Raw genomic sequence first — 25,588 nt, 5'->3', positions numbered from 1 at the left:
GCAAGTTACCCTCGAAAGTGTGTCCCCGCCCACACCTCACACCGGATCCAGCGGCCAGGGCCTCGAGGAACTCCTCGAGGAGCTCCGGCGCCGCAAATGGGTGCTGCACCTGTTCGGCGGCCGAGAGGCGCCGGAGGTCTACGCGGCCGTGCACCGCTGGCCGACCTGCGCGGACGTCATCATCCTCCGCGACGAACACCGGGCCAGCGCCTACCGGGTGCCGACCTTCCCGGGCACGGACGTGTTCAGCCCGCGGGTCGTCACCTGGCAGTACCACGCCACCCCGGTGTGGACGCTGCGCGCGGTGCTCACCCTGGCGGAGCCCGGCACCCCGGGCGCGCCGCTGCAGGCACTGCGCCCGCAGCCCGACTGCGGCGTCCCGCCGGACCTGCGGCAGGACGTCACCATCCGGCCCACGAGCACCACGGAAGGGGAAGACGGCGGGCCACCCGCCTGCGCTTAGCGGGCGAGCAGCCGCTCCGCGACCACCAGGTCGTGGGGGTACGTGATCTTGAGGTTCTCGGGCGCACCCGGGACCCACCGGATCGGCAGGGAGGAGAACCGCTCCATGCACGAGGAAGTGTCCGTACCCACGAAGCCTTCGCGCGCGGCCTGTTCGTAGGCCTCGAGCAGCGGTCCGGCCCGGAAGCCTTGAGGCGTCTGGACGCGGATCGCGCCGGGCACCTGGGCGACCAGGTGCCCGGCATCCACCCCGACGACGTCGTCCGCGGCCAGGCCCGGCACAGCCCCCCCGTCCTCGCGTGTCCGGGCCAGCACCGCATCGACCAAGTCTGGGTGGACCAGCGGCCGGGCCGCGTCGTGCAGCAGCACGGCGTCGACCCGGCCGCCCGCTATCCGCGGGGCGAGGTGGCGCAGCGCGTTGAGTTCCGACGCCTGGCGCGTGTCCCCGCCGTGCACGACCTCTACTTCGCCGGCGAACTCCGCGAGGACCTCGTCCGCGAGTTCCCGGTCCTGCGGCCGGATGACCAGCACCAGCACGCCGATGCCCGGCACGCGCGCGAACGCGTCCAGCGACCAGGCCACCACCCGGCGCCCGGCCAGCGGCAGGTAGACCTTGTTCAGCTTCGCGCCGACGCGGGTGCCCGCGCCGCTGGCCAGCACCACCGCGGCCGCCGTCGTCTCCACGAGCCGCGAGACTACCGGTGCCGGTGCACCGGTAGGTTGGCCACAGCGTTGTCACGAGCGCTGCCGTGGATGAGAAAGGGCCTGGTGTGGAGCCGGAAAACATCGAGTTCCCCGAGATCACCCCGCCCGACGACCACGCCCGTTCGGACGCGATCGCCCTGCACGACCGGCTGGTCAAGCCGGCCGGTTCGCTGGGCAGGCTCGAAGAGCTGGGCGTGTGGATCGCCGCGTGCCAGGGGCAGTCGCCGCCGCGGCCGTTCACCCGGCCCCGCGTCGTCGTGTTCGCCGGTGACCACGGCATCGCCGCGAGGGGCGTCTCGGCCTACCCCGCCGAGGTCACCGCGCAGCTGCTCGGCACGATGCTGACCGGCGGCGCCGCGATCAACGTGCTGGCCGCCGCCGCGGGCGCGAGCGTCCGCGTGGTCGACCTGGCGGTGGACACCGAAGCGCCGGCGACCCGGTCGATCGGCGAGTTCAAGGTCCGCCGCGGTTCGGGCTCCATCGACGTCGAGGACGCCCTGACCGCCGACGAGGTCGAGGCCGCCGTCCGCGCCGGGATCGCGATCGCCGACGCCGAGGTCGACGGCGGCGCGGACCTGCTCATCCCGGGCGACCTCGGGATCGGCAACAGCACGCCGGCGTCGGTGCTCGTCGCGGCCCTGACCGGCACCGAGCCGGTCGCGGTGGTCGGGCGCGGCTCCGGCATCGACGACGACGCCTGGATGCGCAAGGCGACCGCGGTCCGCGACGCCCTGCGCCGCGCCCGCGTGGTCCTCGCCAACCCGATCGACCTGCTGCGCACGACGGCGGGTGCGGACATCGCCGCCATGGCGGGCTTCCTGGCCCAGGCCGCGGTCCGCCGGACGCCGGTGGTCCTCGACGGGCTCGTCGCGTGCGCCGCGGCCCTCGTCGCCGAAGACCTCGCGCCCGGCGCGCGCCGCTGGTGGGTGGCCGGGCAGCGGACCGCCGAACCCGCCCACTCGCTGGCCCTGGAGCACCTGGACCTGGGCCCGCTGCTGGAACTGGACGTCCGCCTCGGCGAAGGCACCGGCGCGGTGACGGCGTTGCCGCTGCTGATGATGGCCGCCCGCGTCCTCGCCGAAACCGCGACGCACGAGCAGGCCGGCGTCTCCGGCCCGGTCATCCCCGCCACCGCGACCTGAAACGCCATGAGGGGCACCTTCAGTCCGTGAAGGTGCCCCTCATGGCGCAGTGGCTCAGCCGAGCTGGACCATCCAGTCGTCGGTGTCGGGGCGGGTGCCCTCCTGGATGCCGGTCAGCTCCTCGCGCAGCTTCATGGTGAGGGTGCCGGGCTGCCCGTCGGCGATGGTGAACTCGCCGTTGGCGTGCTTCACGTGACCGACCGGGGTGATGACCGCCGCCGTGCCGCAGGCGAACGTCTCGGTCAGCTCGCCCGAGGCCGCCGCCTTCTCCCACTCTTCGGTGGAGATGCGGCGCTCTTCGATCTTGTAGCCGAGCCGCGAAGCCAGCTGCAGCAACGACTTCCGCGTGACGCCCGGCAGCAGCGAGCCGGTCAGCTCCGGCGTGACCAGCCGGGCGTTCTCACCGGAACCGAAGACGAAGAACAGGTTCATCCCGCCCATCTCCTCGACCCAGCGCCGCTCGACCGCGTCGAGCCAGACCACCTGGTCACAGCCCTTCTCCACGGCCTGGGCCTGCGCGACGAACGAAGCCGCGTAGTTGCCCGCGCACTTCGCCGCGCCGGTGCCGCCGGGGGCCGCGCGCACGTACTCCGTCGACAGCCAGACGCTCACCGGCTTCACGCCGCCGGAGAAGTACGACCCGGCCGGGGACGCGATGACCGTGTACACGTAGTCGGCGGCCGGGCTGTTGACGCCCAGGCCGGTCGACGTCGAGATCATGAACGGCCGCAGGTACAGCGAGTCGCCCTGGCGGGTGGGCACCCACCGGCTGTCGACGGCGATGAGCTCGCGCAGCGAGTCGACGAAGAGGTCTTCGGGCAGCTGCGGCATCGCGAGCCGCTCGGCCGACTGCCGGAACCGCGCGGCGTTGGCGTCCGGGCGGAACGAGGAGATCGAGCCGTCCGGCTGGCGGTAGGCCTTGAGGCCTTCGAAGATCGCCTGGCCGTAGTGCAGCACCGACGTCGCCGGGTCGAGCGTGAAGGGGGCGTACGGGCCGACCTGGGCGTCGTGCCAGCCCTCGGCCTTCGACCACTTCACGGTGACCATGTGGTCGGTGAAATAGGTGCCGAAACCAGGAGCGCCGAGTACCTCCGCGACACGGTCCGCGCTCGCAGGACTCGGGTGCGGGACGTGGGCGAACTGCGTCGTGGTCGTCATGGCTAGACGATACCCTTTGGTCGGACGCACGTTAGTCGGATGTCCATGTGTTCCGGGTCCCCCGCGCGCTCCGCGGGCTCGCTCTAGTATGGCGTTGTGACCTACCACTCCACGCAGCCGGTGCCCCGGCCCAAGACCGGCGGGGCCGACGTCAAGACGTTCGTCACCGCGGTGCTGCTGACGTTCGGCGTCGGCCTGCTCGGCATGGTCGGCTGGGCGGTGCTCAGCAGCGGCTTCGGCGGGTTCCTCGGCCTCGTCGCGGGCGTCTTCGGCATCGTCTGGTGGCGGAGCATCCACGGCAAGACCGTGTTCCCGAAGGTGGTCCCGACGAAGTCGGTGGTCATCCTCGCCGTCATCAACGCCGTGCTGGCGCTGATCCTTCTCCTGACCGCGGGCTGAGTTCCGCCGGCAGCTCCGGCGCCGGCCAGCCCTCTTCCGGGCGGAAATCGGTGTCGGTCCCGTCGAACGGGTAGGCGCCGCGTTCGGCCAGCGCGCCGATCCGCTCGCCCTCGACGCGCAGCCGGTCGAACTGCTCGAGCGTCAGGCGGCCGACCTCGAGCGCGGCCTCGGCCTCGTCTTCGTCGTCCCAGCGCCAGCTGCCGTCGCGCTCGACGACGACGTCGAGCACGCCGTCGATCCGGTCGACCGCGCCCGCCGTGCGGCCCAGCGGGATCTCCAGGTTGACGTACCAGTTCTTGAACCGGCCTTCGAGGTCGAAGAACCACCAGACCGACGACCACTCGTCCTCGGGGATCCGGCGCAGCGTCGACGCGCCGTGCCAGAAGTCGGCGACCGGCACCCGCGGGACGCGGAACCGCTGGTCCAGCGGGGCGTCCCGCATCAGCCGGCCGTCGGCGAGCCTGCTGCCCACGATCGAGGTGCCCGCCGGGATCCAGCCACGCAGCACGCGGCCGTCGTCTTCCAGCACGCGCAGCGGGTGGACCTGGCCGATCGAGCCGTCCGGGCGGTGGAACCGTTCGACCACCGTCTGCCCCGGCCGCCAGCGTCGATCAGTCACGCGCTCCACTGTACCGGCGCGCGCGCACGCCCAGTAGCAGCTCGATCACGGTCACCAGTCCCGCGGCGACGAGCACCGGCAGCACCGGCAGGAAGTACGCGGCCGCCGCGGCGACGGCCAGGCCGGCCAGCCCGGGCAGCCCCGCCCGCGTCCGGACCACGGTCCCCGCGGCCAGGGCCGGCACGACCGTGGCGACCACGGCGAAGGCGGTGAGCAGCGGCTGCAGCGCGTCCGCGTCGGCGGCCGAGAGCAGGTCGCGCAGCGAGGTGAGCGACAGCCCGAGCCGGACGGCGCCGAGCTGGTAGAGCGCGGCGAAGGCGGCCAGGACGGCGACCCCGCCGAGCAGCAGCACACGCACGCCCGCGTGCTCACGGCCGCCGGGCCGCAGGAAGGGCAGCGCGAGCACGGCGGCGACGAGGACACCCGCGAAGTCCGGTGGCCGGAGGGCGTCGGACGTCCCCACCGGCGTGACGGCCACGCACACCACGAGGAGCACCAGTCCCGCGGCGAGCAGCAGCCCGCCGGTGATCCGTACGACGATCGTCGGGACCTTCAGCCCGGCGAACCCCGCGCCGGCGACCACGACGACGAAGGCCGCCGCGGCGAGTTCGCGGTGCGCCGGGAAGACGTAGGCCCCGAACGCGATCGCGTAGACGGTCACCTCGGCGAGCCTCGCGACCGCCACGACGACCCGGTCGACCTGGGCATCCCCCGGCTCCGGCACCCGCGCCGACACCCCGGCGGCGACCGCCGCGAGCACCAGCCCGGCGAGCAGCCACCAGCCCGCGCCCGCCGCCCCCGCCGCCAGCAGCACCAGCAGCCCGCCACCCAGCCGCACGCGGTCCTCCCTCTCCCTCTGTTCACCCCGGCTTCCGTCGTCATTAGCATGGCTCACGATCCCGGCCGGGCCGGTGCCCGGTACCACCGAGAACGCGCGAGGAGCCAGAAGTGACCGTGCCTAAGCTCGCCCTGTCCGACAACACCGGGGAGGCACTGGCCAAGACGCGCGCCGACGTGGTCGTCATCGGCACCCTGCAGGGCGAGGACGGCCCGGTGCTCGCCGCCGGTGCCGCCGCCGTCGACGCCGCCTTCGACGGCCGCCTCGCCGACCTGCTGGCCACCCTCGGCGCGAGCGGCAAGGCCAAAGAGGTCGTCAAGGTCCCGACGCTGGGCAAGCTCCCGGCCGCCGTCGTGCTCGCCGTCGGCCTCGGCAAGCCGGGCGACGCCGTCACCCCCGAGCAGGTCCGCCGCGCCGCGGGTGCCGCCGGCCGCGCGCTGGCCGGCACCGACCGCGCGCTCGTCACGCTGTCCGAGCTCGACCTGCAGGCCGCCGTCGAGGGCACGATCCTCGGCTCGTACGTCTTCACCGCGTACCGCAGCGAGAAGGGTGACGCGCCGGTCGCTAAGGTCGACTTCGCGAGCCCGGCCGACGGCACCGCCCGCGAGCACAAGGCGACGCTGAAGGCCGCGACCTCCATCGCCGAGGCCGTCCTCACCGCCCGCGACCTGATCAACACCCCGCCGAACGACCTCTACCCGGCCTCCTTCGCCGACCGCGCGAAGAAGCTGGCCGAGGACAACGGCCTCGAGTTCGAGGTCCTCGACGAGAAGGCCCTGAAGCGCAAGGGCTTCGGCGGCATCCTCGGCGTCGGCGGCGGCTCGTCCCGCCAGCCGCGCCTGGTGCGCATCGGCTACAAGCCGGCCAAGGCCGCCAAGAAGGTCGCGCTGGTCGGCAAGGGCATCACGTTCGACTCCGGCGGCATCTCGCTCAAGCCCGCCGCGAACATGGACCACATGACGTCGGACATGTCCGGCGCCGCCGGCGTGCTCGCGGCCGTGGTGCTGGCCGCGAAGCTGAAGTACCCGCTCGAGGTCGTCGCCCACATCCCGCTGGCGGAGAACCTGCCGTCGGGGACGTCCTACCGCCCGGGCGACGTGCTGACGATGTACGGCGGCAAGACCGTCGAGGTGCTCAACACCGACGCCGAGGGCCGCCTGGTCCTGGTCGACGCGATGGTCCGCGCGGCCGAGGAGAACCCGGACTACCTGATCGAGACCTCGACGCTGACCGGCGCCCAGGTCGTCGCGCTCGGCAACCGAACCGCCGGCGTGATGGGTTCGGAGGACTTCCGCGACCGCGTCGCCGGGATCATGCAGGCCACCGGCGAAAACGGCTGGGCCATGCCGCTGCCGGAGGAACTGCGCGCCGACCTCGACTCGCGCCTGGCCGACCTGGCCAACGTGACCGGCCACCGCTGGGGCGGCATGCTCGCGGCCGGCATCTTCCTGCGCGAGTTCGTCGCCGACGGCCTCGACTGGGTCCACATCGACATCGCGGGCCCGTCGTTCAACACGGGTTCCCCGTGGGGCTACACCGGCAAGGGCGGCACGGGCGTCCCGGTCCGGTCGATCGCCGCGATCCTGGCCGACATCGCCGCCAACGGCTGAGTTCCGGCACCGCCGGTCGTGAGTGTTCAGGCGGGTTCTAACCCGCCTGAACACTCCCGCCGAGCTCGACGTCACGCCGCTGCTGCCGAAGCTGAAGGCGGTCAACCCGGTCTACGACCAGGCCGTGCTCCCGGCGAAGACGTACGCGCAGCCGTCGGACGTGCCGACGGTCGTGGTGCCGAACCTGCTGCTGGTCCGCGAGGACTTCCCCGCGGGTAACGCGTGCGCGATCACGAAGCTGCTCTTCGACAAGCAGGCGGAGCTGGCGAAGGTGCACCCGGCGGCGAAGGAAATCACCAGGCAGCTGGCCACGCGGACCGATCCGGTCCCGCTGCACCCGGGCGCGAAGCAGGCCCTCGGCTAGGGTCGGGCCGGTGGATGCCGGTGAGTACCTCGAGGCGGCGGTCCGCGACGTCCTGACCGCGACCGAAGCCGGCGTCGACGACCGGATCGGCTACGCGGCTCTGCTGCTCGCGGTCACCGGCGCGCTCGACGAGGCCGACCGGCTGGTGGAGCAGTGGCTGGCCCGCACGGAACGGCCGGTGAGCGCGCTGGCGCCGGACCCGGTGCGCGCCCGCGCGTGGGCGATGCTCTTCGAGGCCCGGGGTGGGCGTCCGGCGTGGGCCGAGGGCCTGCCGCCGCTGGACCTCGACGCCGAAGAGCGCGCGCACGCGGTTTCGCTGCGCCGCGCGGTCTCCGACCTGGAAGGTGTGCTGCCGCCGGGCCCGATCGCGGAGGTGGTCAAGCAGGTGGCCCCGGCCCGCCCGGACCGCGTCCGCACGGCACTGGCCGACGGCGACCTCGCGCGGTGGGCGTCGCTGGCCGGGCCCCGCCCGGACGTGGCGACCCTCGCGGCGACGCGGGCCCTCGCCCCGGCGCTGGTGGCGGGCGCGGACCCGCTCGGGCTGCGCGACTGGGCCCCGGCGTGCGCGGGTGCGCTGGTCGCGGCCCTGCACGAGCGCTACCCGCCGGAGCTCGGCAGCTGGCCGGAGCTGATCGCGGAGATCGTGCGCCTGCGCGGGCACGGCGCGGGCTCGCTCCCGCGCGGCGGCGTCACGCCGGAACCGCGGCCCGGCCCGCTCCTGCGCGACCGGCCCGTTCTCCCTCCCCCGGCATCCGAGGCGGCGATCCGCTCGGCGGAGCTGCGCCTCGGCGTCGAACTGCCACCCGACCACCGCGACTTCCTCCGCACCTGCGACGGCCTGCCCGCGGACGTGGTCTTCCCCCGCCTGCTCGGCACCGCGGACCTGCGCACCGAGAACGGCGTCGTGGTCCTGGCCGAACCGGCGGTCCTCCTGCTCTCGGCCAGGCACGTGGTCGAGGTCGACCCGGTCCTCGGCACCACCGTCCACGAGTCGTTCCGCGCGGCGCTGCTCCAGCACGCCACCCTGCTCGCCCAGGCCAGCTAGGTTGGGCCCGGTGACCACCCTCACCGCGGAGACGATCACCCCGGCCAACGTCGCCGCCGCGTGCCAGCTGGCCGTCGAGCCGCACCAGCGCGTCTTCGTCGCGCCGGTCGCCGTTTCGCTCGCCGAGGCCTACACCCAGCCCGAGGTCGCCTGGCCGCGGCTGATCCTCGACGACGGCGAACCGGTGGCGTTCGTGATGGGCGGCTTCGACCCGAACGCGGAACTCGACTTCTTCCGCTGCGGGATCTGGCGCCTCAACGTCGGGGCCGGCGTCCAGGGCCGCGGGTACGGCCGGTTCGGCGTCGAAACCGTGCTCGAGGAAGCCCGCCGGCGCGGCAACACCACCGCCACGGTGCTGTGGATCCCGGCCGAGGGCGGCCCGGAGGACTTCTACCTCAAGCTGGGCTTCCGCCCGACCGGCCAGACCTTCAACGGCGAGGTCGTCGGCCGGATCGAGCTCTAGGAGTGGGGGTCCGCGCGGCCGGCCCGGTCCTGACCCGGGACAGCGCGGCTAGACCTGCCCGCGTTTCTTGCGCTCGGTGTACTCGCGCATCCGCTTCGGGTAGCCGACCCGCGCGACCTCGTAGACCGGGATGGACCGGCGGTGGCCGAACTGCTGGGCGGCCTCCAGGCTGCCGATCCGGCGCCGGGTCCACTCGCCGTCGTGGGCGATCAACACCACAGTGGTCTCCGTGACATTGGTCCGAGGCTCCACGTAGGCCTCCACGCCCTGCCTCGAGGCCACCCAATCCTCGAGGTGCCGGGTGTCTTCCGAGCTGGCTTTCCGCAGCGTGCCGGCCCGTTGCCCACCCTTGGCCCGCCTGCGCAGCGAGTCGAAGAGCCCCACAACGACCACCTCTCCTCCCGAGACTTGCACCACTCATTATCCCGATGTCCGCGTGTGGTCGGCGTCGCACACCCGGCTAGGTCGCAGCCCCGTCCGGCGTAGTGACAAGATGGCGGGTGTCGCGCGCGCGGTTATACCGCGCACGGGCGACGACAGAGCACCACCCCACTGCTTGCCGAGGAGTTATACAAGTGACCGACACCTCCGCCGACCTCGTGATCCTGGGAGGCGGATCGGGCGGCTACGCCGCGGCGTTCCGCGCGGCCGAGCTGGGCCTTTCCGTCACGTTGATCGAGAAGGACAAGCTGGGCGGGACGTGCCTCCACCGGGGCTGCATCCCGACCAAGGCCCTGCTGCACGCCGCCGAGGTCGCCGACGAAACCCGCGAAGCCGAGGCGGTCGGCGTCAAGGCCGTCTTCGAGGGCATCGACATCGCCGGGGTCAACAAGTACAAGGACGGGATCGTCTCCCGGCTGTACAAGGGCCTGCAGGGCTTGGCCAAGGCGCACAAGGTGAACCTCGTCGAGGGCAGCGGCACGTTCGTCGGCGGCACGACCGTCGAGGTGGACGGCACCCGCTACACCGGCAAGAACGTCATCCTCGCCACCGGCTCGTACTCGCGCACGCTGCCCGGCCTGGAGCTCGGCGGCCGCATCATCGCCAGCGAGCAGGCCCTGTCCCTCGACTACGTCCCCAAGAAGGTCGTGGTGCTGGGCGGCGGCGTCATCGGGGTCGAGTTCGCCAGCGTCTGGGCGTCCTTCGGCGTCGACGTCACCATCGTCGAGGCCCTGCCGCGGCTGGTCCCGAACGAGGACGAGTTCGCGTCCAAGCAGCTCGAGCGCGCGTTCCGCCGCCGCAAGATCGCCTTCAAGACGGGCGTGCGGTTCACCGGCGCGAAGCAGGACGACAACGGCGTGGCCGTTTCGCTGGAGTCCGGCGAGACCATCGAGGCCGACCTGCTGCTGGTCGCCGTCGGCCGCGGGCCGAACTCGGCCGGCCACGGCTACGAGGAGGCCGGCGTCAAGATCGAGCGCGGCTTCGTCCTCACCGACGACCGCCTGCGCACCAACCTGCCGAACGTCTACGCCGTCGGCGACATCGTCCCCGGCCTGCAGCTCGCCCACCGCGGCTTCCAGCAGGGCATCTTCGTCGCCGAGGAGATCGCCGGGCAGAACCCGCGCGTGATCGACGAGAGCGGCATCCCGCGGGTCACCTACTCCCACCCGGAGGTCGCGTCGGTCGGGCTGACCGAGTCCCAGGCCAAGGACAAGTACGGCGCCGACGTCACGACGTTCACCTACGACCTCGGCGGCAACGGCAAGAGCCAGATCCTCAAGACCTCCGGCGGGGTCAAGCTCGTCAAGGCCCCGGACGGCCCGGTCGTCGGCGTGCACATGGTGGGCGACCGCGTCGGCGAGCTGATCGGCGAAGCGCAGCTGATCTACAGCTGGGAGGCCTTCCCGGAGGACGTCGCACCCCTCATCCACGCCCACCCGACCCAGACCGAGGCCCTCGGTGAAGCGTTCCTCGCCCTCGCGGGGAAGCCGCTGCACGTGCACAGCTGACGTCCCACCAGCAGAATCCAGACCACGCAGAACTTGGAAGAGGAGTCAGCGAACGATGGCCTACTCCGTCACATTGCCGGAGCTCGGGGAGAGCGTCACCGAAGGCACCGTCACCCGGTGGCTTAAGCAGGAGGGCGACACCGTCGAGGTCGACGAGCCGTTGCTCGAGATCTCGACCGACAAGGTCGACACCGAGGTGCCCTCCCCGGTGGCGGGCACGGTCGTGAAGATCAGCGCCGCCGAAGACGAGACCGTCGAGGTCGGCGCCGAGCTCGCCGTCATCGACGACGGGTCCGGCGGCGTGCCCGAGTCTTCCTCCGCCCCGGCGCAGGAGGAGCAGAAGTCCGAGCCCGAACCGGAGCCCGAGCCCGAGCCGCAGGCCCAGGACAGCGCCCCGAGCAAGCCGGACACCGCGCCGGCCGCCGGTGGTGAAGGCACCGAGGTGAAGCTGCCCGAGCTGGGCGAAAGCGTCACCGAGGGCACCGTCACGCGCTGGCTGAAGGCGGTCGGTGACTCGGTCGAGGTCGACGAGCCGCTGCTCGAGATCTCCACCGACAAGGTCGACACCGAGGTCCCGTCCCCGGTGGCCGGCACGGTGCTGGAGATCCGCGCGGGCGAGGACGAGACCGTCGAGGTCGGCGGCGTCCTGGCCGTCATCGGTGACGCGAACGCGGCGCCGAAGGCCGAGGCCAAGCCCGAACCGAAGCCCGAGCCGAAGCCCGAGCCGAAGCCGGAACCCAAGCCGGAGCCGAAGCCCGAGCCGGTCCAGGAGAGCAAGCCGGAACCGAAGCCGGAGCCGCAGCCCGCGCCCGCGGCGAAGGCGGCCGAGGCGGCTCCCGCCGCCGCGGCGAAGGACGGCTCGGCGGACGGCCCGTACGTCACGCCGCTGGTCCGCAAGCTGGCGACCGAGCACGGCATCGACCTCGCGTCGCTGACCGGCAGCGGTGTCGGCGGCCGGATCCGCAAGCAGGACGTCCTGGCCGCGGCCGAGGAGAAGCAGAAGGCGGCCGCTCCGGCGCCCGCCGCCGCCCCGGCGGCCGCTGCCCCGTCGGCGCCGGCCGCGCGTCCCGCGGCCCCGGTGTCGCCGGAGCTCGCCGCGCTGCGCGGCACGGTCCAGAAGGCCAGCCGGATCCGCCAGATCACGGCCACCAAGACCCGCGAGTCGCTGCAGATCGCCGCGCAGCTCACGCAGGTCCAGGAGGTCGACGTCACGAAGATCGCCAAGCTGCGCCAGCGCGCGAAGGCGGCCTTCAAGGAGCGCGAGGGCGTCAACCTGACGTTCCTGCCGTTCTTCGCGAAGGCCACGGTCGAGGCGCTCAAGCAGCACCCGAACGTCAACGCGTCCTACAACGAGGACACGAAGGAGATCACCTACCACGGCGCCGTGCACCTGGGCATCGCGGTGGACACCGAGCGCGGCCTGCTCTCGGTCGTGATCCACGACGCGGGCGAGCTGAGCCTGGCCGGGCTCGCGCACCGGATCGCCGACCTGGCGGGCCGGGCGCGTTCGGGCCAGATCAAGCCGGACGAGCTGTCGGGCGGCACGTTCTCGATCACGAACATCGGCAGCGTCGGCGCGCTGTTCGACACGCCGATCATCGTGCAGCCGCAGTCGGGCATCCTCGGCACGGGCGCGGTCGTCAAGCGCCCGGTCGTGGTCGCCGACGCCGACGGCAACGACACGATCGCCGTCCGCTCGATGGCGTACCTGCCGCTGACCTACGACCACCGCCTGGTGGACGGGGCCGACGCGGGCCGCTTCCTGACGACGATCAAGCAGCGCCTGGAAGAGGGCAACTTCGAGGGCGAACTCGGCCTCTGAGTCACCGCTGACGAAGGCCGCCACGGAATGTCCGTGGCGGCCTTCGCCGTGTCCGGGAGTGCGGTGGCGCAGCGGATGCGCAACGATCGGAGCATGCGAGTACTGATCGCCGGAGCGAGCGGCCTGATCGGGTCGGCGCTGGGCGAGCGCCTGCTGAGCGAAGGCCACGAGGTCCGCCGCCTGGTGCGGCGGGAAGCGCGCGGGGGCGGTGAATTCCGCTGGGACCCGCCGTCCGGCACCATCGCCGGCGGCGCGTTCGAGGGCGTCGACGCCGTCGTCAACCTGGGCGGGAAGCCGCTTTTCCCCGGGCGGTGGAGCGCGATGCGCAAGCAGCAGCTCACCGACAGCCGCGTCGAGCCGACCGAGGTGCTCGCCGAAGCCGTGGCCGAACACGGGGTCGGTGTGTTCGTCAACGCGTCCGCCGTCGGCTACTACGGCAATCCCGGATCGTCCACTGTGGACGAAACCGCACCCCGCGGCGGCGGTTTCCTCGCCGAGCTCTGCGAAGCGTGGGAAGCGGCGACGTCGGGGGCCGGCGACGCGCGGGTGGTGACCATCCGGACCGGGCTGGTGCTGTCGGCGAAGGGCGGGCTGTACGGCACGCTGCGGCCGCTCTTCCAGCTCTGCCTGGGCGGGCGGCTCGGCGACGGCCGCCAGTACATGCCGTGGATCGCCCTCGAAGACGAAGTCGGCGCGATCGTCCACGTCCTGACCCACGACGTCTCGGGCCCGGTGAACCTGACCGGGCCGGCCCCGGTGACCAACGCCGAGTTCACCCGCGCGGTCGGCCGCGCGCTGCACCGCCCGGCGCCGTTCCGGGTGCCCGGCTTCGCGCTGAAGGCCGTGCTCGGCCAGGCCGGCGAGGAAATGGCGCTGTTCGGGCAGCGGGCCGTCCCGGCCGTGCTGGAGCGGTCCGGCTACGAGTTCCGGCACCCGACCCTGGACAGGGCGCTCGCCGCGGCATGAGCGTCCCGCTCAAGCGATGGCTCGTCATCGGCTTCGCGCTGGTGGCGGCCTTCGTCGTGCTCGGGCTCTCGGTGGCGCGGCACCCGCTGACCCTCGACGCCCAGGTCGCGAACGCCCTCCACGGCGTCTACACGCAGCCGCTCGGGCGGGTGGCGCAGATCGGCAGCGACGTCCTCGGCCCGGTGCTCCCGTTCGTCCTCGGCACGGCGCTGCTGGCGCTGGCGTTGCGGCAGCGGCAGCACACGGGGTTGTGCGTGCGGCTCGCCGTCGTCCTGGTGCTGTGCCGGCTGACCAGCGTCGTGTTCAAGCCGGTGTTCCTGCGCGAACGCCCGCGCGACTACCCGGACCTGAGCTACCCGAGCGGGCACGTGACGTCGGTGGCGAGCACCGGGTTCGTGCTCGTCCTGCTGTGCGCGTGGCTGTGGCCGCGGCTGGTCCGCCGGGTCCTGGTGGCGGCCGCCGTCGCCACCGTGCTGTGCGCCGCGTGCCGGGTCGTGCTGGGCGTGCACTGGGTGTCGGACACGATCGGCGCAGTGCTGGCCGTGACCGGTGTCGGCCTGCTCTCAGCGTGCGCCTTGCGGCTGCTTCCCCCGGGTGACGGGCGTAGCCTCGACGGGTGAGTTCTTCCCGCACCTCCTGCCGCGCCAGCACCGAACCCGTCGACGTCCGGGAGCTCGGCACGATCGACTACACCGAAGCCTGGGAGCTCCAGCGGAGCCGGCTCGCCGAGCGCGCCGACGGCACCGCGCCGGACACGATGTTCCTGCTGCAGCACCCTTCGGTGTACACCGCGGGCAAGCGCACGGAGCCGGCCGACCGCCCCACCGACGGCACCCCGGTGATCGACGTCGACCGCGGCGGCAAGATCACCTGGCACGGCCCCGGCCAGCTGGTCGGCTACCCGATCGTGAAGCTCGCCGACCCGATCGACGTCGTCCACTACGTGCGGCGGCTGGAAGAGGCCCTGATCCACGTGTGCGACCAGCTCGGCGTGGCCAGCGGCCGCGTGGAAGGCCGCAGCGGCGTCTGGATCCCGGCCGACGACCGCGGGATCGAGCGCAAGATCGCGGCGATCGGCATCCGCGTCCAGCGCGGCGTGACGATGCACGGCTTCGAGCTGAACTGCAACGCCGACCTGGCGGCGTTCGACAGCATCGTCCCCTGCGGCATCCGCGACGCGGGTGTGACGTCGCTGTCCTACGAGCTCCAGCGCGACGTCACGGTCGAGGCGGTGCTCCCCCTGGCCCGCGACGCCGTGCTGGCGGCGCTGGAAGGCGAGCTGCCGGTGAGCGAGGACCGCTGGCTCCCCCGCCCCGAGGCCCCGCAGGCCCCCGGCGTCACCTTCGCCCTGCAGAACTGACGAACGCCGTGAGGGGCACCACGGAGGTGCCCCTCACGGCGTTGCGCGTCAGTCCAGCTGCGGTGCGACCTCGGCCGCGATCAGCTCGATCTGGTCCAGGTCCCGCATGTCCAGCAGCTGCAGGTAGAGCCGGGTGACCCCGGTCTTCTCCCGCCACTGCCCGATCCGGTCGACGACCTCGGCGGGCGAGCCGGCCAGGCCGTTCGCGCGCAGCTCGGAGACGTCCCGCCCGATGGCCGACGCCCGGCGCGCGACCTCCTCCTCGGTCCGGCCGACGCCGATGACCAGCGCCACCGACCGCAGGATCTCCTTGGGGTCGCGGCCGATCTCCCGTGCCGCGTCCTCGACCCGGGCGAACTGCGCGGCCGCGGTTTCGGCGTCGGCGAAGGGCAGGTTGAACTCGTCGGCGAACCGCGCGGCCAGCGCCGGGGTGCGCTTCTTGCCGCCACCGCCGATGATCACCGGCGGGGCGGGCTGCTGCGCCGGCTTCGGAAGCGCGGGCGAGTCCGTCAGCGTGTAGTACTGCCCGGCGAAGGAGTAGGTCGAGCCCACCGGCGTCTTCCACAGGCCGGTGACGATCTCGAGCTGCTCGGCGTACCGGTCGAAGCGCTCCTTCAGCGGCGGCAGCGTCAGGCCGTACGCCTCGTGCTCGGCGTCGTACCAGCCGGAGCCAAGCCCGAACTCGACGCGTCCGCCGGACATCTGGTCGACCTGCGCGACCGCGATGGCGAGCGGCCCGGGGTACCGGAACGTCGCCGCGGTGACGAGCGTGCCGAGCCGGATCCGGTTCGTCTCGCGGGCCAGGCCGGCCAGGGTGATCCAGGCGTCGGTCGGGCCGGGCAGGCCGTCGGCCGAGCCCATCCTCAGGTAGTGGTCGCTGCGGAAGAAAGCGTCGTAGCCGGCCGCTTCGGCGGCCTTCGCGGCCCGCAGCTGGTCGTCGTAGCTGGCCCCTTGCTGGGGCTCGGTGAAGATCCTCAAGTCCACGACGTCAGCCTAACGACGGGGAGACCTCCGCGCCGTCCTGCTCGGTCCGCCGCAGCCGGACCAGCATGCGGACGATCACGTCCTCGATCTCGGCCCCGACCCGCTTCGGGTCCGGCGAGCTGGCGATCTCGGTCGCCGCGCTGGACAGCGCACCGAACAGCAGCCGCGCGGTGACCTCCACCGGCACCGGCTCGACCTCGCCCGCGTCGATCAGCGACTGCAGGCCCGAGCGGACCAGCCCGAAGCTGCACCGCTCCTCGGCCTCGCGCCAGCGTTCCCAGCCCATCACGACCGGCGCCTCGTGGATGGCGATCCGCTGGTAGGCGGGGTCGAGGCAGCTGCGGATGAACGCGTTGAGCCCGCCCAGCGCCCGCTCCCACGGCGAGCCCTCGCCGGTCATGATCTTGTCGAGCCGGTCGTAGACGAGGCTCTCGACCTGGTCGAACGCGGCTTCGAACAGCGCCTGCTTGCCGCTGAAGTGGTGGTACAGGGCTCCCTTGGTGACCCGGGCGCGTTTGGCGATCTCGTCGAGCGAGGTACCCGCGTAGCCGCGTTTGGTGAACAGTTCGACCGCGCTGTCGACCAGCGCCGACCGCGTCGACTCGGAGTAGTCGAGTCGTCTGGACCTCATTGTCGCCACCTTCACAACTTTACGCCCGGAGGATCTCTCCATACTCATGGTATGTTCGCCGGGTCAGGTCCGTACCGGGAGTATGCCGCAGACCCGCGGTATGACCCGGACCACGGAAGGGGAGCCACACCATGAGCTGGACAGACTTCTACCGGCGTCAGGAAATCCTCGAAGCCGCCGTCCGCCTGGCCGCCCGGAACCCGGGCGCGCCGCTGCCACTCGAGGAAGTACCGGGTGCCGAAGAGCACTTCGGCACCGAAGAGAACGTCCTCACCGCCCTGCAGTACCAGTGGACGCGCACGCTCGGCGGCCGGCTGCGCGCCGAAGTCGCCGACCCGGACGAAGCCGACGGCCTCGGCGACCACGTCGACGCCGTCACCCGCGCCTGGCGCACCGCCGTCGACGAGCACGCCGACCTGCGCGCGGTCCTCGACGGCGCGTACGAGCGGTACGCGTCGCTGCGCCGCATGCACGAGGGCGAGCTGCGGATGCTCGCCGTCACGGCCGGGCTGGCCGACCCGCGTGAGCCGGCCGGGGAGATCGTCAAGGTGGGCCACGCGCTCGAGGCGTTGCTGCGCACGAGCCGCGAGGAGCCGGCCCGGCGTCGCCCGGTGATGGGACACCTTCGCCGTCTGCTCGCGCCGAGTGCGTAACAATCCGGCCAGCGGCGCGCAGCGCCTCCGTTGAGGGCGGCGGCGGGGGCATGGATGGAGTAGAGAACACGCATGACATCGCGGTGGAGCGAAACCGACATCGCCGACCAGACCGGCCGGACCGTCGTGGTCACGGGGGCGAACTCCGGTCTCGGTCTGCGCACCGCCGAGGTGCTCGCGGGCAAGGGGGCCCGCGTGTTCCTCGCCTGCCGTTCGCCCGAACGCGGCGCGAAGGCACTCGAACGAGTCCGCGCGGCCGCCGCGGGCGCCGAACCCGAGCTCATCCCACTGGACCTGAGCGAGCTCGCTTCGGTGCGCGCGGCCGCCGCCGCGGTCCGTGAACGAACCGGCGACGCGCTCGACGTCCTGGTCGCCAACGCCGGCGTGATGGCGACCGCCCGCGGCCGCACCGCCGACGGCTTCGAGCTGCAGTTCGGCACGAACCACCTCGGCCACGCGGCGCTGACGTGGCTGCTGCTGCCCGCCCTGCGCGGCGGCACGCACGCCCGCGTCGTGACGCTGTCGAGCCTCGCCGCGACCGGCGCCCGCATCGACCTCGAAGACCCCAACGGCGAGCACCGCCGCTACAACCCGGCGACCGCGTACGGGCAGTCGAAGCTCTCCAACCAGGTGTTCGCCCTGGAGCTCGACCGCCGCCTGCGCAAGTCCGGCGACGACGTCCTCAGCGTCGCCGCCCACCCGGGCTACACGGCGACCGGCCTCGGCAGCGGCATGGCCCGCTCGTACTCCAACGCCGTGGTCCGCGGCGTCATCGCGGGCGGCCACCGCATCGGCGAGGCCCTGTTCGCCCAGAACGTCCGCCAGGGTGCCCTCCCCCAGCTGTACGCGGCCACGGCGGACGGCGTCGAAGGCGGCGACTACATCGCCCCGGGCGGCCTCGGCGGCATGCGCGGGCACCCGGTCAAAGTACGTCCCCTGACCCCGGCGCTGAGCGAGTCGCTGGGGGCCGCGTTGTGGGACGTCACGGCGGAGCTGACCGGCGTCACCCCCGACCCCGCTTAGCCCGGACGGGCGTACGGTTGGAGGCGTGAGTGCTGCGCCTGAAGGCCGGAAGCTGCTGCGTCTCGAGGTACGCAACAGTGAGACGCCGATCGAGAAGAAGCCGCCGTGGATCAAGACGCGGGTGCGGATGGGGCCGGAGTTCACCGAACTCAAGGGCCTGGTGCGCCGTGAGGGTTTGCACACGGTGTGTGAAGAGGCTGGTTGTCCCAACATTTACGAGTGCTGGGAAGACCGGGAGGCCACGTTCCTGATCGGTGGGGACCAGTGCACCCGGCGGTGTGACTTCTGTCAGATCGACACGGGTAAGCCCGCTGCGCTGGACCGGACTGAGCCGCGGAAGGTCGCGGAGTCGGTGCAGGCGATGGGTTTGCGGTATTCGACGGTCACCGGTGTCGCGCGTGATGACCTTCCTGATGGTGGTGCGTGGCTGTACGCGGAGACGGTCCGGCAGATCCACGACTTGAATCCGGGTACGGGTGTCGAGTTGCTGATCCCGGACTTCAACGCCGACCCCGCGCAGCTGGCCGAGGTGTTCGGGTCGCGGCCAGAAGTGCTGGCGCACAACGTGGAGACCGTGCCGCGGATCTTCAAGCGGATCCGTCCGGGCTTCCGCTACGCGCGGTCCCTGGAAGTCATCACGAAGGCGCGTGAGGCGGGTTTGGTGACGAAGTCGAACCTGATCCTGGGCATGGGGGAGACGCCGGATGAGGTGGCTCCGGCGATGCAGGACCTGGTCGACGCGGGGTGCGAGATCCTGACGATCACGCAGTACCTGCGTCCCTCCCCGCGCCACCACCCCGTCGACCGCTGGGTGAAGCCCGAAGAGTTCGTCGACCACTCTCGCGCTGCCGAAGCGATGGGCTTCGCCGGTGTCATGGCCGGCCCCCTGGTGCGCTCGTCGTACCGCGCGGGACGGCTCTACGCCCAGACGAAGGCGCACCGCGGCGAGGAACTGCCGGAGAACCTGGCCCACCTGGCCACCGAAGGCCCGGCCGCGCAGGAAGCGGCGTCGCTGCTGGCCCGGTGACGCACGTCACCCCACCATCCTTAAAGGATCGGTAAAGTGGCGGGCATGGCCCTGGTTTCGGACCTCCTCAGCTGGTTGCAAGGACTCCCGGAACCGGGGCTCGTCGCCGCCACCGGCGGCCTGGTGTTCGCCGAGTGCACGATCGGCCTGGGCTTCCTGGCCCCCGGCGAATCCGGCCTGCTGATCGCGGCGACGACGGCGAACACGGTGGCCCGTTTCCTGGCTCTGTGGGCGGTGGTCACGGTCTGCGCGACGGCGGGCGACGCACTCGGCTTCTTCATCGGCCGCCGCTTCGGGCCCCGCCTGCGCGAGACGAAGCTGATCCGCAAGTACGGCCTCGAAGCCTGGGACAAGGCCACCGGAGTCCTGGAGCGCCGTGGGACGTGGGCGGTCTTCTTCGCCCGCTTCCTGCCGGTGATCAGAACCCTGACCCCGGCGGCGGCGGGCACATCCGGCCTCCCGTTCCGCAAGTTCCTCCCCGCCGCGGCGGCGGGTGCGTTCTGCTGGTCCCTGGCCCACATCAGCATCGGCGCGGCCCTGGGCGAAGCGGCGAAGCGCATCGAGGGCGCCCTCAACACAGGTGGCCTGATCGCGGTGGGCGTCCTGGCGGCGGTGGCGGTGTTCTTCCTGCTGCGCCTGAAGAAGCGCAAGGCGCTGGCAGCACCGGCCCCGGACCGCGAGCCCGAGCGCGTGCCCTGACCCAAGCGACCGGCGGCCAGAGGGTGCGGCGCGGGCGAACCGGGCCGCACCCTCCCGGCGTCAGCGGCGGGCGCGTGCCGCCTTGCCGGTGGCCCAGCCGATCAGGCCGAGCGCCAGCAGCGCCCCACCGGCGGCGAACGGCCAGGAACCCGCACCCGGCGCGGGAGCCGGCGACGCGGCGGCGAGGTCGTACCCGCCGAGCTTGCCCTGGTCGCGGTACGCCGACCCGGGCAGCTTGTCGCCGTACAAGCGGTGCACCAGCTGCTGGTACGCCGCCACCGCGACACCCTCACCGACCCGCTGGCGGGCCGGGTCGTTCAGCGGCAGCACCCGGCCGTCGCGCACCCGGTACCACGCGTTGACCTGCGGCTCGGTGAACACCAGGTCCCCGTGCGCCTGCGCCGGGAACGTCAGTTCCTCGGTGCCGGTCGTGAAGTTGGTCGCGGTCCACCCGGCGGCGTCGCGCGTCACCCACACGGTGGCCTGCCGCCCGGTCGACGCCTGCGCCTTCACCGCGTAGTACGCGAACGAGGCCGGTTTCGCCCCGGGCTGACCGGCGACGAACGCCGGATCCAGCGAGTAGACGCTCTGCGGTTCACCGCCGACCTGGGGCGCCTGCGCGACGTCGGCGCGCGCGACCCCGGCCCGCCGGTCGAGCTGGCCGAAGAACGCCGACAGCTGCGCGTCCGCCGACTTGACCGCGGCGGCGACCTCGCCGGACGGCGGCGTCGAAGCCGATGCCGTGCCGCCGAAACCCAGTACCAGCGCCGTCCCCGCGAAGAGCGTGACGAGTCCACGGAAGAGGTTCACGCCTCACGCCCCGATCCGGTAGAGGGACTGCGCCCACTGGAACTGCCCGTTGCGGACGTAGCTGGTGTGCGCCATCGCGCTGTAGCGCTGGCTGCTCGGCCACGGGTCGCCGTAGTAGACGAGCCCGCTGGCGTCGTAGCCGTAGATGACCTGGGCGTGCCCGCCGCCCGCGGTCCAGTAGATGCCGGTCTCGATCGGCCGGCGGGCGGTGATTTCGCTCTGCACCGACGCGAAGCTCAGCGCGCCGGTCACCGTGCCGGGCCGCAGCCCGAGCGCCTGGTAGCCGCGCTGCACGTAGGTCAGCTCGCCGGCCTGGTTGGGGCACTGCGAGCCGGCCGGGTAGCCGCGTGAGTAGTCGCAGAAGGTGTTCTGGCTGGTGCTCGTGCCGTAGCCGAGGAACCGTGCGATGGTCAGGCCGCTGGCGGCCCAGCACCACTGGTTCTGCTCCTGGACCAGCTGGCTGATGGACAACGTCGTCGCTTCGGTGGTCGCGCTCGCGGGCGGGGAGAGCAGGCCGGTGAGGGCCACGCACAGCGCGCCGAGCGCCATTGCTCGTCTGAAGTGCATTCGTTGCTCCTTGTCGGCAACAGGTGGGGACTTCGTGAGCTTCTCCCGTTGCCGCGCCGGGCAGTAATCCCAGCGGGGATAACACCGGCGTTATGCCGCCTATCGGGCCGAGACGAGCCGTTCGCCCGGATTCCGGCCGCACCAGCGCGCGAAGTGCGGGTTCCGGTGCAGCGACGCCTGGTGCGCGACCTCCGCGCAGCGGAACACCTCGTCGGTCGACGGCGTGCGGGCGTCGTCCTCGCGCGTCGCGAACAACAGCGTCGTCCACAGCGGGTCGCCCGCCAGCGGCAGCGCGAGCAGCCCGTGCGGGGGTGCCGAAGCCGCTTGCGCGAGGCAGACCGCGCCCTGCGCGATCAGCGTGCCCGCCGTCCCGGCTTCGGACGTGAAGTGCCGCACCCGCGGCGTGAAGCCGGCGGCCGTGCAGGCCTGCGCGAACCGCACGCGCACGCAGTTTTCGTGCGGTGGCGGCAGGATCCAGTCGCAGCCGGCCAGGTCGGCCAGGTCGACGACGCCGTCGCGGATCGCCGGGTGCCCCTGCGCGATCCCGACGAAGATCGGCTCGGTCGCGAGCGTCCGCACGGCCAGCCCGGCGAAGTGGTGCGCCTCGGTGCCGTCGAACTGCTCCAGCAGCGCGACGTCGACGCGGCCGGTCGAGAGCAGCTTCAGCAGGGTCAGCGACGCCGGTTCGGCGTACGTCTGGACGTCGAGGTCCAGCTCCCCCAGCTCCTCGATGAACCGGCCGATGACGAGCAGCGGGACGTAGCCGATCCGCAGGGTTTCGGGCTCGCTCCCGCCGTGGCGCCGCGCGGAGGCGACGAGGGCCTGCATGTCCGAGAGCAGCGCGTCGGCGCGGGCGAGGACGAACCGGCCGAGCTCGGTGGGCCGCACGCCACTGGGCCCGCGGACGAACAGGTCGCCGCCGAGGATCCGTTCGATCCGCTTGAGCTGCGCGGTGAGCGCGGGCTGGCTGACGCCGAGGACGGTGGCGGCGCGGCTCACGCTCCCGCCGTCCGCGACGGCGCGGACGGCTCTGAGATGGCGCAGCTCCAGCTCGGCCACCCCAGCAGGTTAACGCCGCCTTCACGCCCGGCACGACCTGCGAAAGTCGGGCTTACTACATTCGGCGGTATGAGTCTCGCGGATCTTCCCCGGCCGGTCGGCTTCGTCCTCGGCGGTGGCGGCAGCCTCGGCGCCATGCAGGTCGGCATGCTGCGCGCGCTGACCGAAGCCGGGGCCACGCCGGACCTCGTGACGGGCACGTCGGTCGGCTCGCTGAACGCCGCGGTCCTGGCGCGCTCCGGCGGCGACGCGCTGGCCGCGTTGCACGGCATCTGGGCGCACATGACCCGCGCGGAGGCGTTCCCCGGCGGCGTGCTGAGCCGCGTCCGGACGCTGACGCAGAGCAAAACGCACCTGTTCCCCAATTCCGGCCTGGCGGGGATCGTCGCCGACCACCTCGGCGCCGAAACGCGGTTCGAGGACCTGGCGCTGCCGCTCGGCGTCGTCACGACCCAGGTCGACACGGCCGAGCCGCTGCTGATCCGCTCCGGGCGGCTGCTCGAGCCGCTGCTGGCGAGCTGCGCGATCCCGGGGATCTTCCCGCCGGTGGAGCACGACGGGCGGCTCCTCTACGACGGCGGCCTCGTCGCGAACGTGCCGATGCGGCAGGCGCTGACCATGGGGGCGAAGTCGTTGGTGGTGCTGGATTGCGCGTTCCCGGGCAAGATGCCCGAAGCGCCGCGGACGTTCGCCGAGGTGATCATGTTCACCGCGATGATCAGCATGCGCAACCAGGCCGTGCTGGAAGCGCCGGTGGCGGCGCAGCAGGTGCCCGTGGTCTACGTGCCGGGGCCGGCCCCCGTACGTGTGAACCCGCTCGACTTCGGGCACACGGAAGCACTGGCGGAACAGGCGTACCAGGCGGCGCGCGAGTACCTCGACGGGCTCGCGGTGAACGGCCCGGGACTCTACGGCGCCCCGGGCCTCGTCGTCGAGTGATCCGCGTCACGCCGATGCACCGATCCGCCGGGAAGAACGTCATCGCTATCGCGTAGTTTTGATGACGAATGCCCGCCGATCCCGATTCCAAAAAAGAGACAATATGCTCCCCAAGAAGATTTTACTTTCGGTGGCCGGAATCCTCGCCGGGGCACTGCTGGTTTCCGCCTGTTCGTCCGGTGACGACGGCGGCACCCCCGCCGGCGGAGCACCGGCGTCGGGTTCCGCTTCGGCGTCCGAGACCCCGGTCGCGGTGACGTTCGAGCCCGCGGGCGGTACCGGGGTGAACCCGGCGACCCCGATCGTCGTCAAGGCGGCCAACGGGAAGCTCCTCGACGTCACGGTGACCAACGCCGCCAAGGCGAAGGCGGTCGCCGGCAAGCTCGCCGACGACGGCTCGAGCTGGACGTCCACCGAGCCGCTCGGCTACGGCTCGACGTACAAGATCGTCGCGCACGCCCAAGGCGCCAACGGGAAGCCGATCGAGCAGGACAACCAGATCAGCACGATCGCGCCGAAGAAGCAGGCGAACGCCAACCTGATCCCGGCCCCGGCCGCGGTGGCGAGCACGGGCGTCGGCGTCGGCCAGCCGATCGTGTTCAGCTTCGGCAAGATCGCCGTCAAGAACAAGGCGGCGGTGGAGAAGGCCCTGACGGTCGAGTCGACGCCGAAGCAGGACGGCGGCTGGTACTGGATCGACGACTCGAACGTCCACTACCGCCCCAAGGAGTACTGGAAGGCCGGCACGACCTTGAAGGTCTCGGCGAAGATCTACGGCGTCGATTTCGGCGGCGGCGTGTTCGGCGCGGAAGACCGCACGGAAACGTACAAGGTGCACGATTCCTGGATCGCGAAGGCGGACGGGAACACCGAGCAGATGCAGATCTTCCACAACGGCGCGATGGTCAAGTCGATGCCGATCTCGATGGGCAAGGACGCGACGCCCACCCATTTGGGCGCGCACGTCATTTCGGACAAGCAGGCCAATTACACGATGGACTCCTGCACGTACGGCGTCTGCCCGCCGGACCCGAAGGCGTACCGCTCCAGCGAGAAGTGGTCGGAGCGGATCTCCAACGACGGCGAGTTCGTCCACGAGAACCCGAACAGCGTGGGCCAGCAGGGCAGTTCGAACGTGTCGCACGGCTGCATCAACCTGAACGGCGCGAACGCCCAGTGGTTCTTCCAGAACATGGGCCTGGGCGACGTCGTGGAGGTGACCAACTCGGGCGGCCCGCAGCTCCCGGTGTGGGACCTGTACGGCGACTGGACGAAGTCTTGGGCCGACTGGCAGGCCGGGTCGGCGGTGAAGTAGGGGTTCGAAGTAGCGGTTGATCGGTGGGAAGGGCCGGGGCTCGGTGGAGCTCCGGCCCTTTTTTGTGCTTGTTTTCGAGCGCTCGGGCGGGTGCTTCTCGGAGCGGCTGGGCTGGTCCGTTGGGCGGGGCTTGACCGGGTGCGGGCGGCCGGCTCCCGCTGGACTTTCCCGGGACGAGTGGATGCGGCTTGCGGGTGCGGCACGAATGGACCGTTCGCGCCCTTGCCGGGCACGAGTGGGCCGCTCGCAACCTGCGCTGGCACGACTGGGCCGCTCGCGCTGCTCTCCTGGGCGGCGAACGGTCCATTCACAGCGGTGCCGTCGGGTGCAAGTCGGCCGGTCGCCGCGTTGCCGGGCGCGAGTGGGCCGCTCGCCGCGCTTGGGCCCGCGTGGGCCATTCGCGCAGCCCTGAGGGTGGCGAATGGTCCGGTCGCCGCGTTGCCGTTGGGTGCAAGTCGGCCGGTCGCCGCGATGTCGGGCACGAGTGGTCCGCTGGCGGCATTGTCGGGCCAAGTCGGCCCTTCGCCGCGTTACCGGTGCGAGTGGGTCGTTCGCTGCGTTGCCGTCGGACGCCAAGGGCCAATTGCCGCGACGGCCGGCGCCAGTGGGCCGTTCGTGGCCTTGCCAGGCGCTGGTCGGCCGGTCGTCGCGTTGCCGGGTACGAACGGTCCGTTCGCTGCGTTGCCGGCCGGTGCGCACGGGCCGCTCGTGGCCTTGTTCGGCGCGAGTGGGCCGTTCGTGCTGTGCTGCTTGCCCACGGGCCATGGGCGGCCGCGGCGGGAGTCGGGTTGTTTCGGTGGCCACCTGCGGGGTGCGAGTGGTCCCTTCGTGCCGGCCGGCCGGGTGCGGCTGGTGTCGCGGGCATGAAAAAAGCCCCGGGAGAACCAAAACTGGTCCTCTACCGGGGCTCTTCCCAAGTAAGTTCGGCGGTGTCCTACTCTCCCACAACCCTTCGGTTGCAGTACCATCGGCGCTGTCA

The 25,588-nt window shown here is 72.1% G+C and carries 28 protein-coding genes; 18 read left to right on the top strand and 10 right to left on the bottom strand.

All coding sequences use genetic code 11. The features are described from left to right. Nucleotides 1–19 precede the first annotated feature (19 nt). Complete coding sequence (locus ACLJQM_RS42995; protein WP_247012586.1) at nt 20–463, top strand: hypothetical protein; 444 nt, start codon at nt 20–22, stop codon at nt 461–463. Here ACLJQM_RS42995 and ACLJQM_RS42990 read toward each other — a convergent pair. Further along, the gene (locus tag ACLJQM_RS42990) at nt 460–1,146 is read right to left on the bottom strand and encodes a 2-C-methyl-D-erythritol 4-phosphate cytidylyltransferase (RefSeq protein WP_410636073.1); all 687 of its coding nucleotides are present in this window, start codon (nt 1,144–1,146) and stop codon (nt 460–462) included. The genes ACLJQM_RS42995 and ACLJQM_RS42990 overlap by 4 nt on opposite strands. Nucleotides 1,147–1,232: 86 nt before the next feature. On the opposite strand from ACLJQM_RS42990, the gene cobT reads away from it, so the two are divergent. Continuing rightward, nucleotides 1,233–2,309, top strand: coding sequence for a nicotinate-nucleotide--dimethylbenzimidazole phosphoribosyltransferase (cobT, locus tag ACLJQM_RS42985; protein ID WP_360784412.1), 1,077 nt, complete (start codon nt 1,233–1,235; stop codon nt 2,307–2,309). 54 nt (nt 2,310–2,363) lie between these two features. On the opposite strand, the gene ACLJQM_RS42980 is transcribed toward cobT, so the two are convergent. Next, a complete protein-coding gene (locus tag ACLJQM_RS42980) occupies nt 2,364–3,467 on the bottom strand; it encodes a branched-chain amino acid aminotransferase (RefSeq protein WP_247012590.1) in 1,104 nt (367 codons plus the stop codon). A gap of 96 nt (nt 3,468–3,563) precedes the next feature. On the opposite strand from ACLJQM_RS42980, the gene ACLJQM_RS42975 reads away from it, so the two are divergent. Continuing rightward, nucleotides 3,564–3,866, top strand: a complete 303-nt coding sequence (locus ACLJQM_RS42975; protein ID WP_247012592.1) for a hypothetical protein — start codon at nt 3,564–3,566, stop codon at nt 3,864–3,866. Here the strand turns inward: ACLJQM_RS42975 and ACLJQM_RS42970 are convergent. Continuing rightward, entirely contained in the window at nt 3,823–4,485 is a 663-nt protein-coding gene (locus ACLJQM_RS42970; protein ID WP_410636072.1) for a DUF402 domain-containing protein, read from the bottom strand. The genes ACLJQM_RS42975 and ACLJQM_RS42970 overlap by 44 nt on opposite strands. Then, nucleotides 4,478–5,323, bottom strand: coding sequence for a hypothetical protein (locus tag ACLJQM_RS42965; RefSeq protein WP_360784362.1), 846 nt, complete (start codon nt 5,321–5,323; stop codon nt 4,478–4,480). Before ACLJQM_RS42965 ends, ACLJQM_RS42970 begins: the two co-directional genes overlap by 8 nt. Before the next feature lie 110 nt (nt 5,324–5,433). On the opposite strand from ACLJQM_RS42965, the gene ACLJQM_RS42960 reads away from it, so the two are divergent. From ACLJQM_RS42960 to ACLJQM_RS42945, 4 genes are read left to right on the top strand one after another with little or no spacing between them, the layout of a single operon-like run. Continuing rightward, nucleotides 5,434–6,933, top strand: a complete 1,500-nt coding sequence (locus ACLJQM_RS42960; protein ID WP_410636070.1) for a leucyl aminopeptidase — start codon at nt 5,434–5,436, stop codon at nt 6,931–6,933. Nucleotides 6,934–6,955: 22 nt separating this feature from the next. Beyond that, on the top strand, nt 6,956–7,297 hold the full coding sequence (locus ACLJQM_RS42955) for a TAXI family TRAP transporter solute-binding subunit (protein WP_410636068.1): 342 nt from the start codon (nt 6,956–6,958) through the stop codon (nt 7,295–7,297). A 10-nt stretch (nt 7,298–7,307) separates the two neighbouring features. Then, the gene (locus ACLJQM_RS42950) at nt 7,308–8,342 is read left to right on the top strand and encodes an SMI1/KNR4 family protein (RefSeq protein ID WP_410636066.1); all 1,035 of its coding nucleotides are present in this window, start codon (nt 7,308–7,310) and stop codon (nt 8,340–8,342) included. Between the two features lie 10 nt (nt 8,343–8,352). Further along, nucleotides 8,353–8,805 (top strand): GNAT family N-acetyltransferase, encoded by a 453-nt coding sequence (locus ACLJQM_RS42945; protein WP_410636064.1) that lies wholly within the window; start codon nt 8,353–8,355, stop codon nt 8,803–8,805. A gap of 48 nt (nt 8,806–8,853) precedes the next feature. Here ACLJQM_RS42945 and ACLJQM_RS42940 read toward each other — a convergent pair whose 3' ends face one another. After that, nucleotides 8,854–9,198, bottom strand: coding sequence for an oxidoreductase (locus ACLJQM_RS42940; protein ID WP_247012604.1), 345 nt, complete (start codon nt 9,196–9,198; stop codon nt 8,854–8,856). Nucleotides 9,199–9,380: 182 nt separating this feature from the next. Here ACLJQM_RS42940 and lpdA point away from each other — a divergent pair, with 182 nt between their 5' ends. The 5 genes from lpdA to lipB all read left to right on the top strand — a co-directional run bounded on the left by lpdA (nt 9,381) and on the right by lipB (nt 14,902). After that, nucleotides 9,381–10,754 (top strand): dihydrolipoyl dehydrogenase, encoded by a 1,374-nt coding sequence (gene lpdA, locus ACLJQM_RS42935; RefSeq protein WP_247012606.1) that lies wholly within the window; start codon nt 9,381–9,383, stop codon nt 10,752–10,754. A gap of 55 nt (nt 10,755–10,809) precedes the next feature. Beyond that, the gene (gene sucB, locus ACLJQM_RS42930; protein ID WP_410636062.1) at nt 10,810–12,576 is read left to right on the top strand and encodes a 2-oxoglutarate dehydrogenase, E2 component, dihydrolipoamide succinyltransferase; all 1,767 of its coding nucleotides are present in this window, start codon (nt 10,810–10,812) and stop codon (nt 12,574–12,576) included. Between the two features lie 93 nt (nt 12,577–12,669). Further along, entirely contained in the window at nt 12,670–13,542 is an 873-nt protein-coding gene (locus tag ACLJQM_RS42925) for a TIGR01777 family oxidoreductase (RefSeq protein ID WP_247012611.1), read from the top strand. Then, nucleotides 13,539–14,162: a phosphatase PAP2 family protein gene (locus ACLJQM_RS42920; RefSeq protein ID WP_247012613.1), complete on the top strand. Its 624-nt coding sequence runs from the start codon at nt 13,539–13,541 to the stop codon at nt 14,160–14,162. The genes ACLJQM_RS42925 and ACLJQM_RS42920 overlap by 4 nt, the downstream gene beginning before the upstream one ends. Next, nucleotides 14,159–14,902, top strand: coding sequence for a lipoyl(octanoyl) transferase LipB (lipB, locus tag ACLJQM_RS42915; protein ID WP_360784576.1), 744 nt, complete (start codon nt 14,159–14,161; stop codon nt 14,900–14,902). The genes ACLJQM_RS42920 and lipB overlap by 4 nt, the downstream gene beginning before the upstream one ends. A 48-nt stretch (nt 14,903–14,950) precedes the next feature. Here the strand turns inward: lipB and ACLJQM_RS42910 are convergent, their stop codons facing one another. Together ACLJQM_RS42910 and ACLJQM_RS42905 are read right to left on the bottom strand one after the other, a co-directional pair. Continuing rightward, a complete protein-coding gene (locus ACLJQM_RS42910; protein ID WP_247012616.1) occupies nt 14,951–15,886 on the bottom strand; it encodes an LLM class F420-dependent oxidoreductase in 936 nt (311 codons plus the stop codon). Nucleotides 15,887–15,890: 4 nt separating this feature from the next. Then, nucleotides 15,891–16,517 carry a TetR/AcrR family transcriptional regulator gene (locus ACLJQM_RS42905; protein ID WP_247012618.1) on the bottom strand — a complete coding sequence of 209 codons (627 nt, stop codon included), beginning with the start codon at nt 16,515–16,517 and terminating at the stop codon, nt 15,891–15,893. A gap of 131 nt (nt 16,518–16,648) precedes the next feature. On the opposite strand from ACLJQM_RS42905, the gene ACLJQM_RS42900 reads away from it, so the two are divergent. From ACLJQM_RS42900 to ACLJQM_RS42885, 4 genes are all read left to right on the top strand, one after another. Continuing rightward, nucleotides 16,649–17,170, top strand: a complete 522-nt coding sequence (locus ACLJQM_RS42900) for a hypothetical protein (RefSeq protein WP_410636059.1) — start codon at nt 16,649–16,651, stop codon at nt 17,168–17,170. 72 nt (nt 17,171–17,242) lie between these two features. Beyond that, a complete protein-coding gene (locus ACLJQM_RS42895) occupies nt 17,243–18,193 on the top strand; it encodes an oxidoreductase (RefSeq protein WP_360784583.1) in 951 nt (316 codons plus the stop codon). Nucleotides 18,194–18,218: 25 nt separating this feature from the next. Continuing rightward, nucleotides 18,219–19,220, top strand: a complete 1,002-nt coding sequence (gene lipA / locus ACLJQM_RS42890; protein WP_410636058.1) for a lipoyl synthase — start codon at nt 18,219–18,221, stop codon at nt 19,218–19,220. Nucleotides 19,221–19,265: 45 nt separating this feature from the next. Further along, the gene (locus ACLJQM_RS42885; RefSeq protein ID WP_410636057.1) at nt 19,266–19,919 is read left to right on the top strand and encodes a DedA family protein; all 654 of its coding nucleotides are present in this window, start codon (nt 19,266–19,268) and stop codon (nt 19,917–19,919) included. 60 nt (nt 19,920–19,979) lie between these two features. On the opposite strand, the gene ACLJQM_RS42880 is transcribed toward ACLJQM_RS42885, so the two are convergent. The 3 genes from ACLJQM_RS42880 to ACLJQM_RS42870 form a co-directional block, all read right to left on the bottom strand. Beyond that, complete coding sequence (locus tag ACLJQM_RS42880; RefSeq protein ID WP_247012628.1) at nt 19,980–20,729, bottom strand: hypothetical protein; 750 nt, start codon at nt 20,727–20,729, stop codon at nt 19,980–19,982. A 3-nt stretch (nt 20,730–20,732) separates the two neighbouring features. Further along, entirely contained in the window at nt 20,733–21,296 is a 564-nt protein-coding gene (locus ACLJQM_RS42875) for a papain-like cysteine protease family protein (protein WP_247012630.1), read from the bottom strand. A 99-nt stretch (nt 21,297–21,395) separates the two neighbouring features. After that, nucleotides 21,396–22,355: a LysR family transcriptional regulator gene (locus ACLJQM_RS42870; protein ID WP_247012632.1), complete on the bottom strand. Its 960-nt coding sequence runs from the start codon at nt 22,353–22,355 to the stop codon at nt 21,396–21,398. A gap of 69 nt (nt 22,356–22,424) precedes the next feature. On the opposite strand from ACLJQM_RS42870, the gene ACLJQM_RS42865 reads away from it, so the two are divergent. Both ACLJQM_RS42865 and ACLJQM_RS42860 read left to right on the top strand, forming a co-directional pair. After that, entirely contained in the window at nt 22,425–23,294 is an 870-nt protein-coding gene (locus tag ACLJQM_RS42865; protein ID WP_360784639.1) for a patatin-like phospholipase family protein, read from the top strand. Nucleotides 23,295–23,397: 103 nt separating this feature from the next. Then, nucleotides 23,398–24,609: an Ig-like domain-containing protein gene (locus ACLJQM_RS42860; protein WP_247012636.1), complete on the top strand. Its 1,212-nt coding sequence runs from the start codon at nt 23,398–23,400 to the stop codon at nt 24,607–24,609. Nucleotides 24,610–25,588 lie beyond the last annotated feature (979 nt).

It is taken from the genome of Amycolatopsis sp. cmx-4-83 (assembly GCF_046548815.1).
Lineage (GTDB): Bacteria > Actinomycetota > Actinomycetes > Mycobacteriales > Pseudonocardiaceae > Amycolatopsis > Amycolatopsis pretoriensis_A.
Note: the sequence above shows the minus strand (reverse complement) of the source record. Positions and strands in the feature narration are given on the sequence as shown.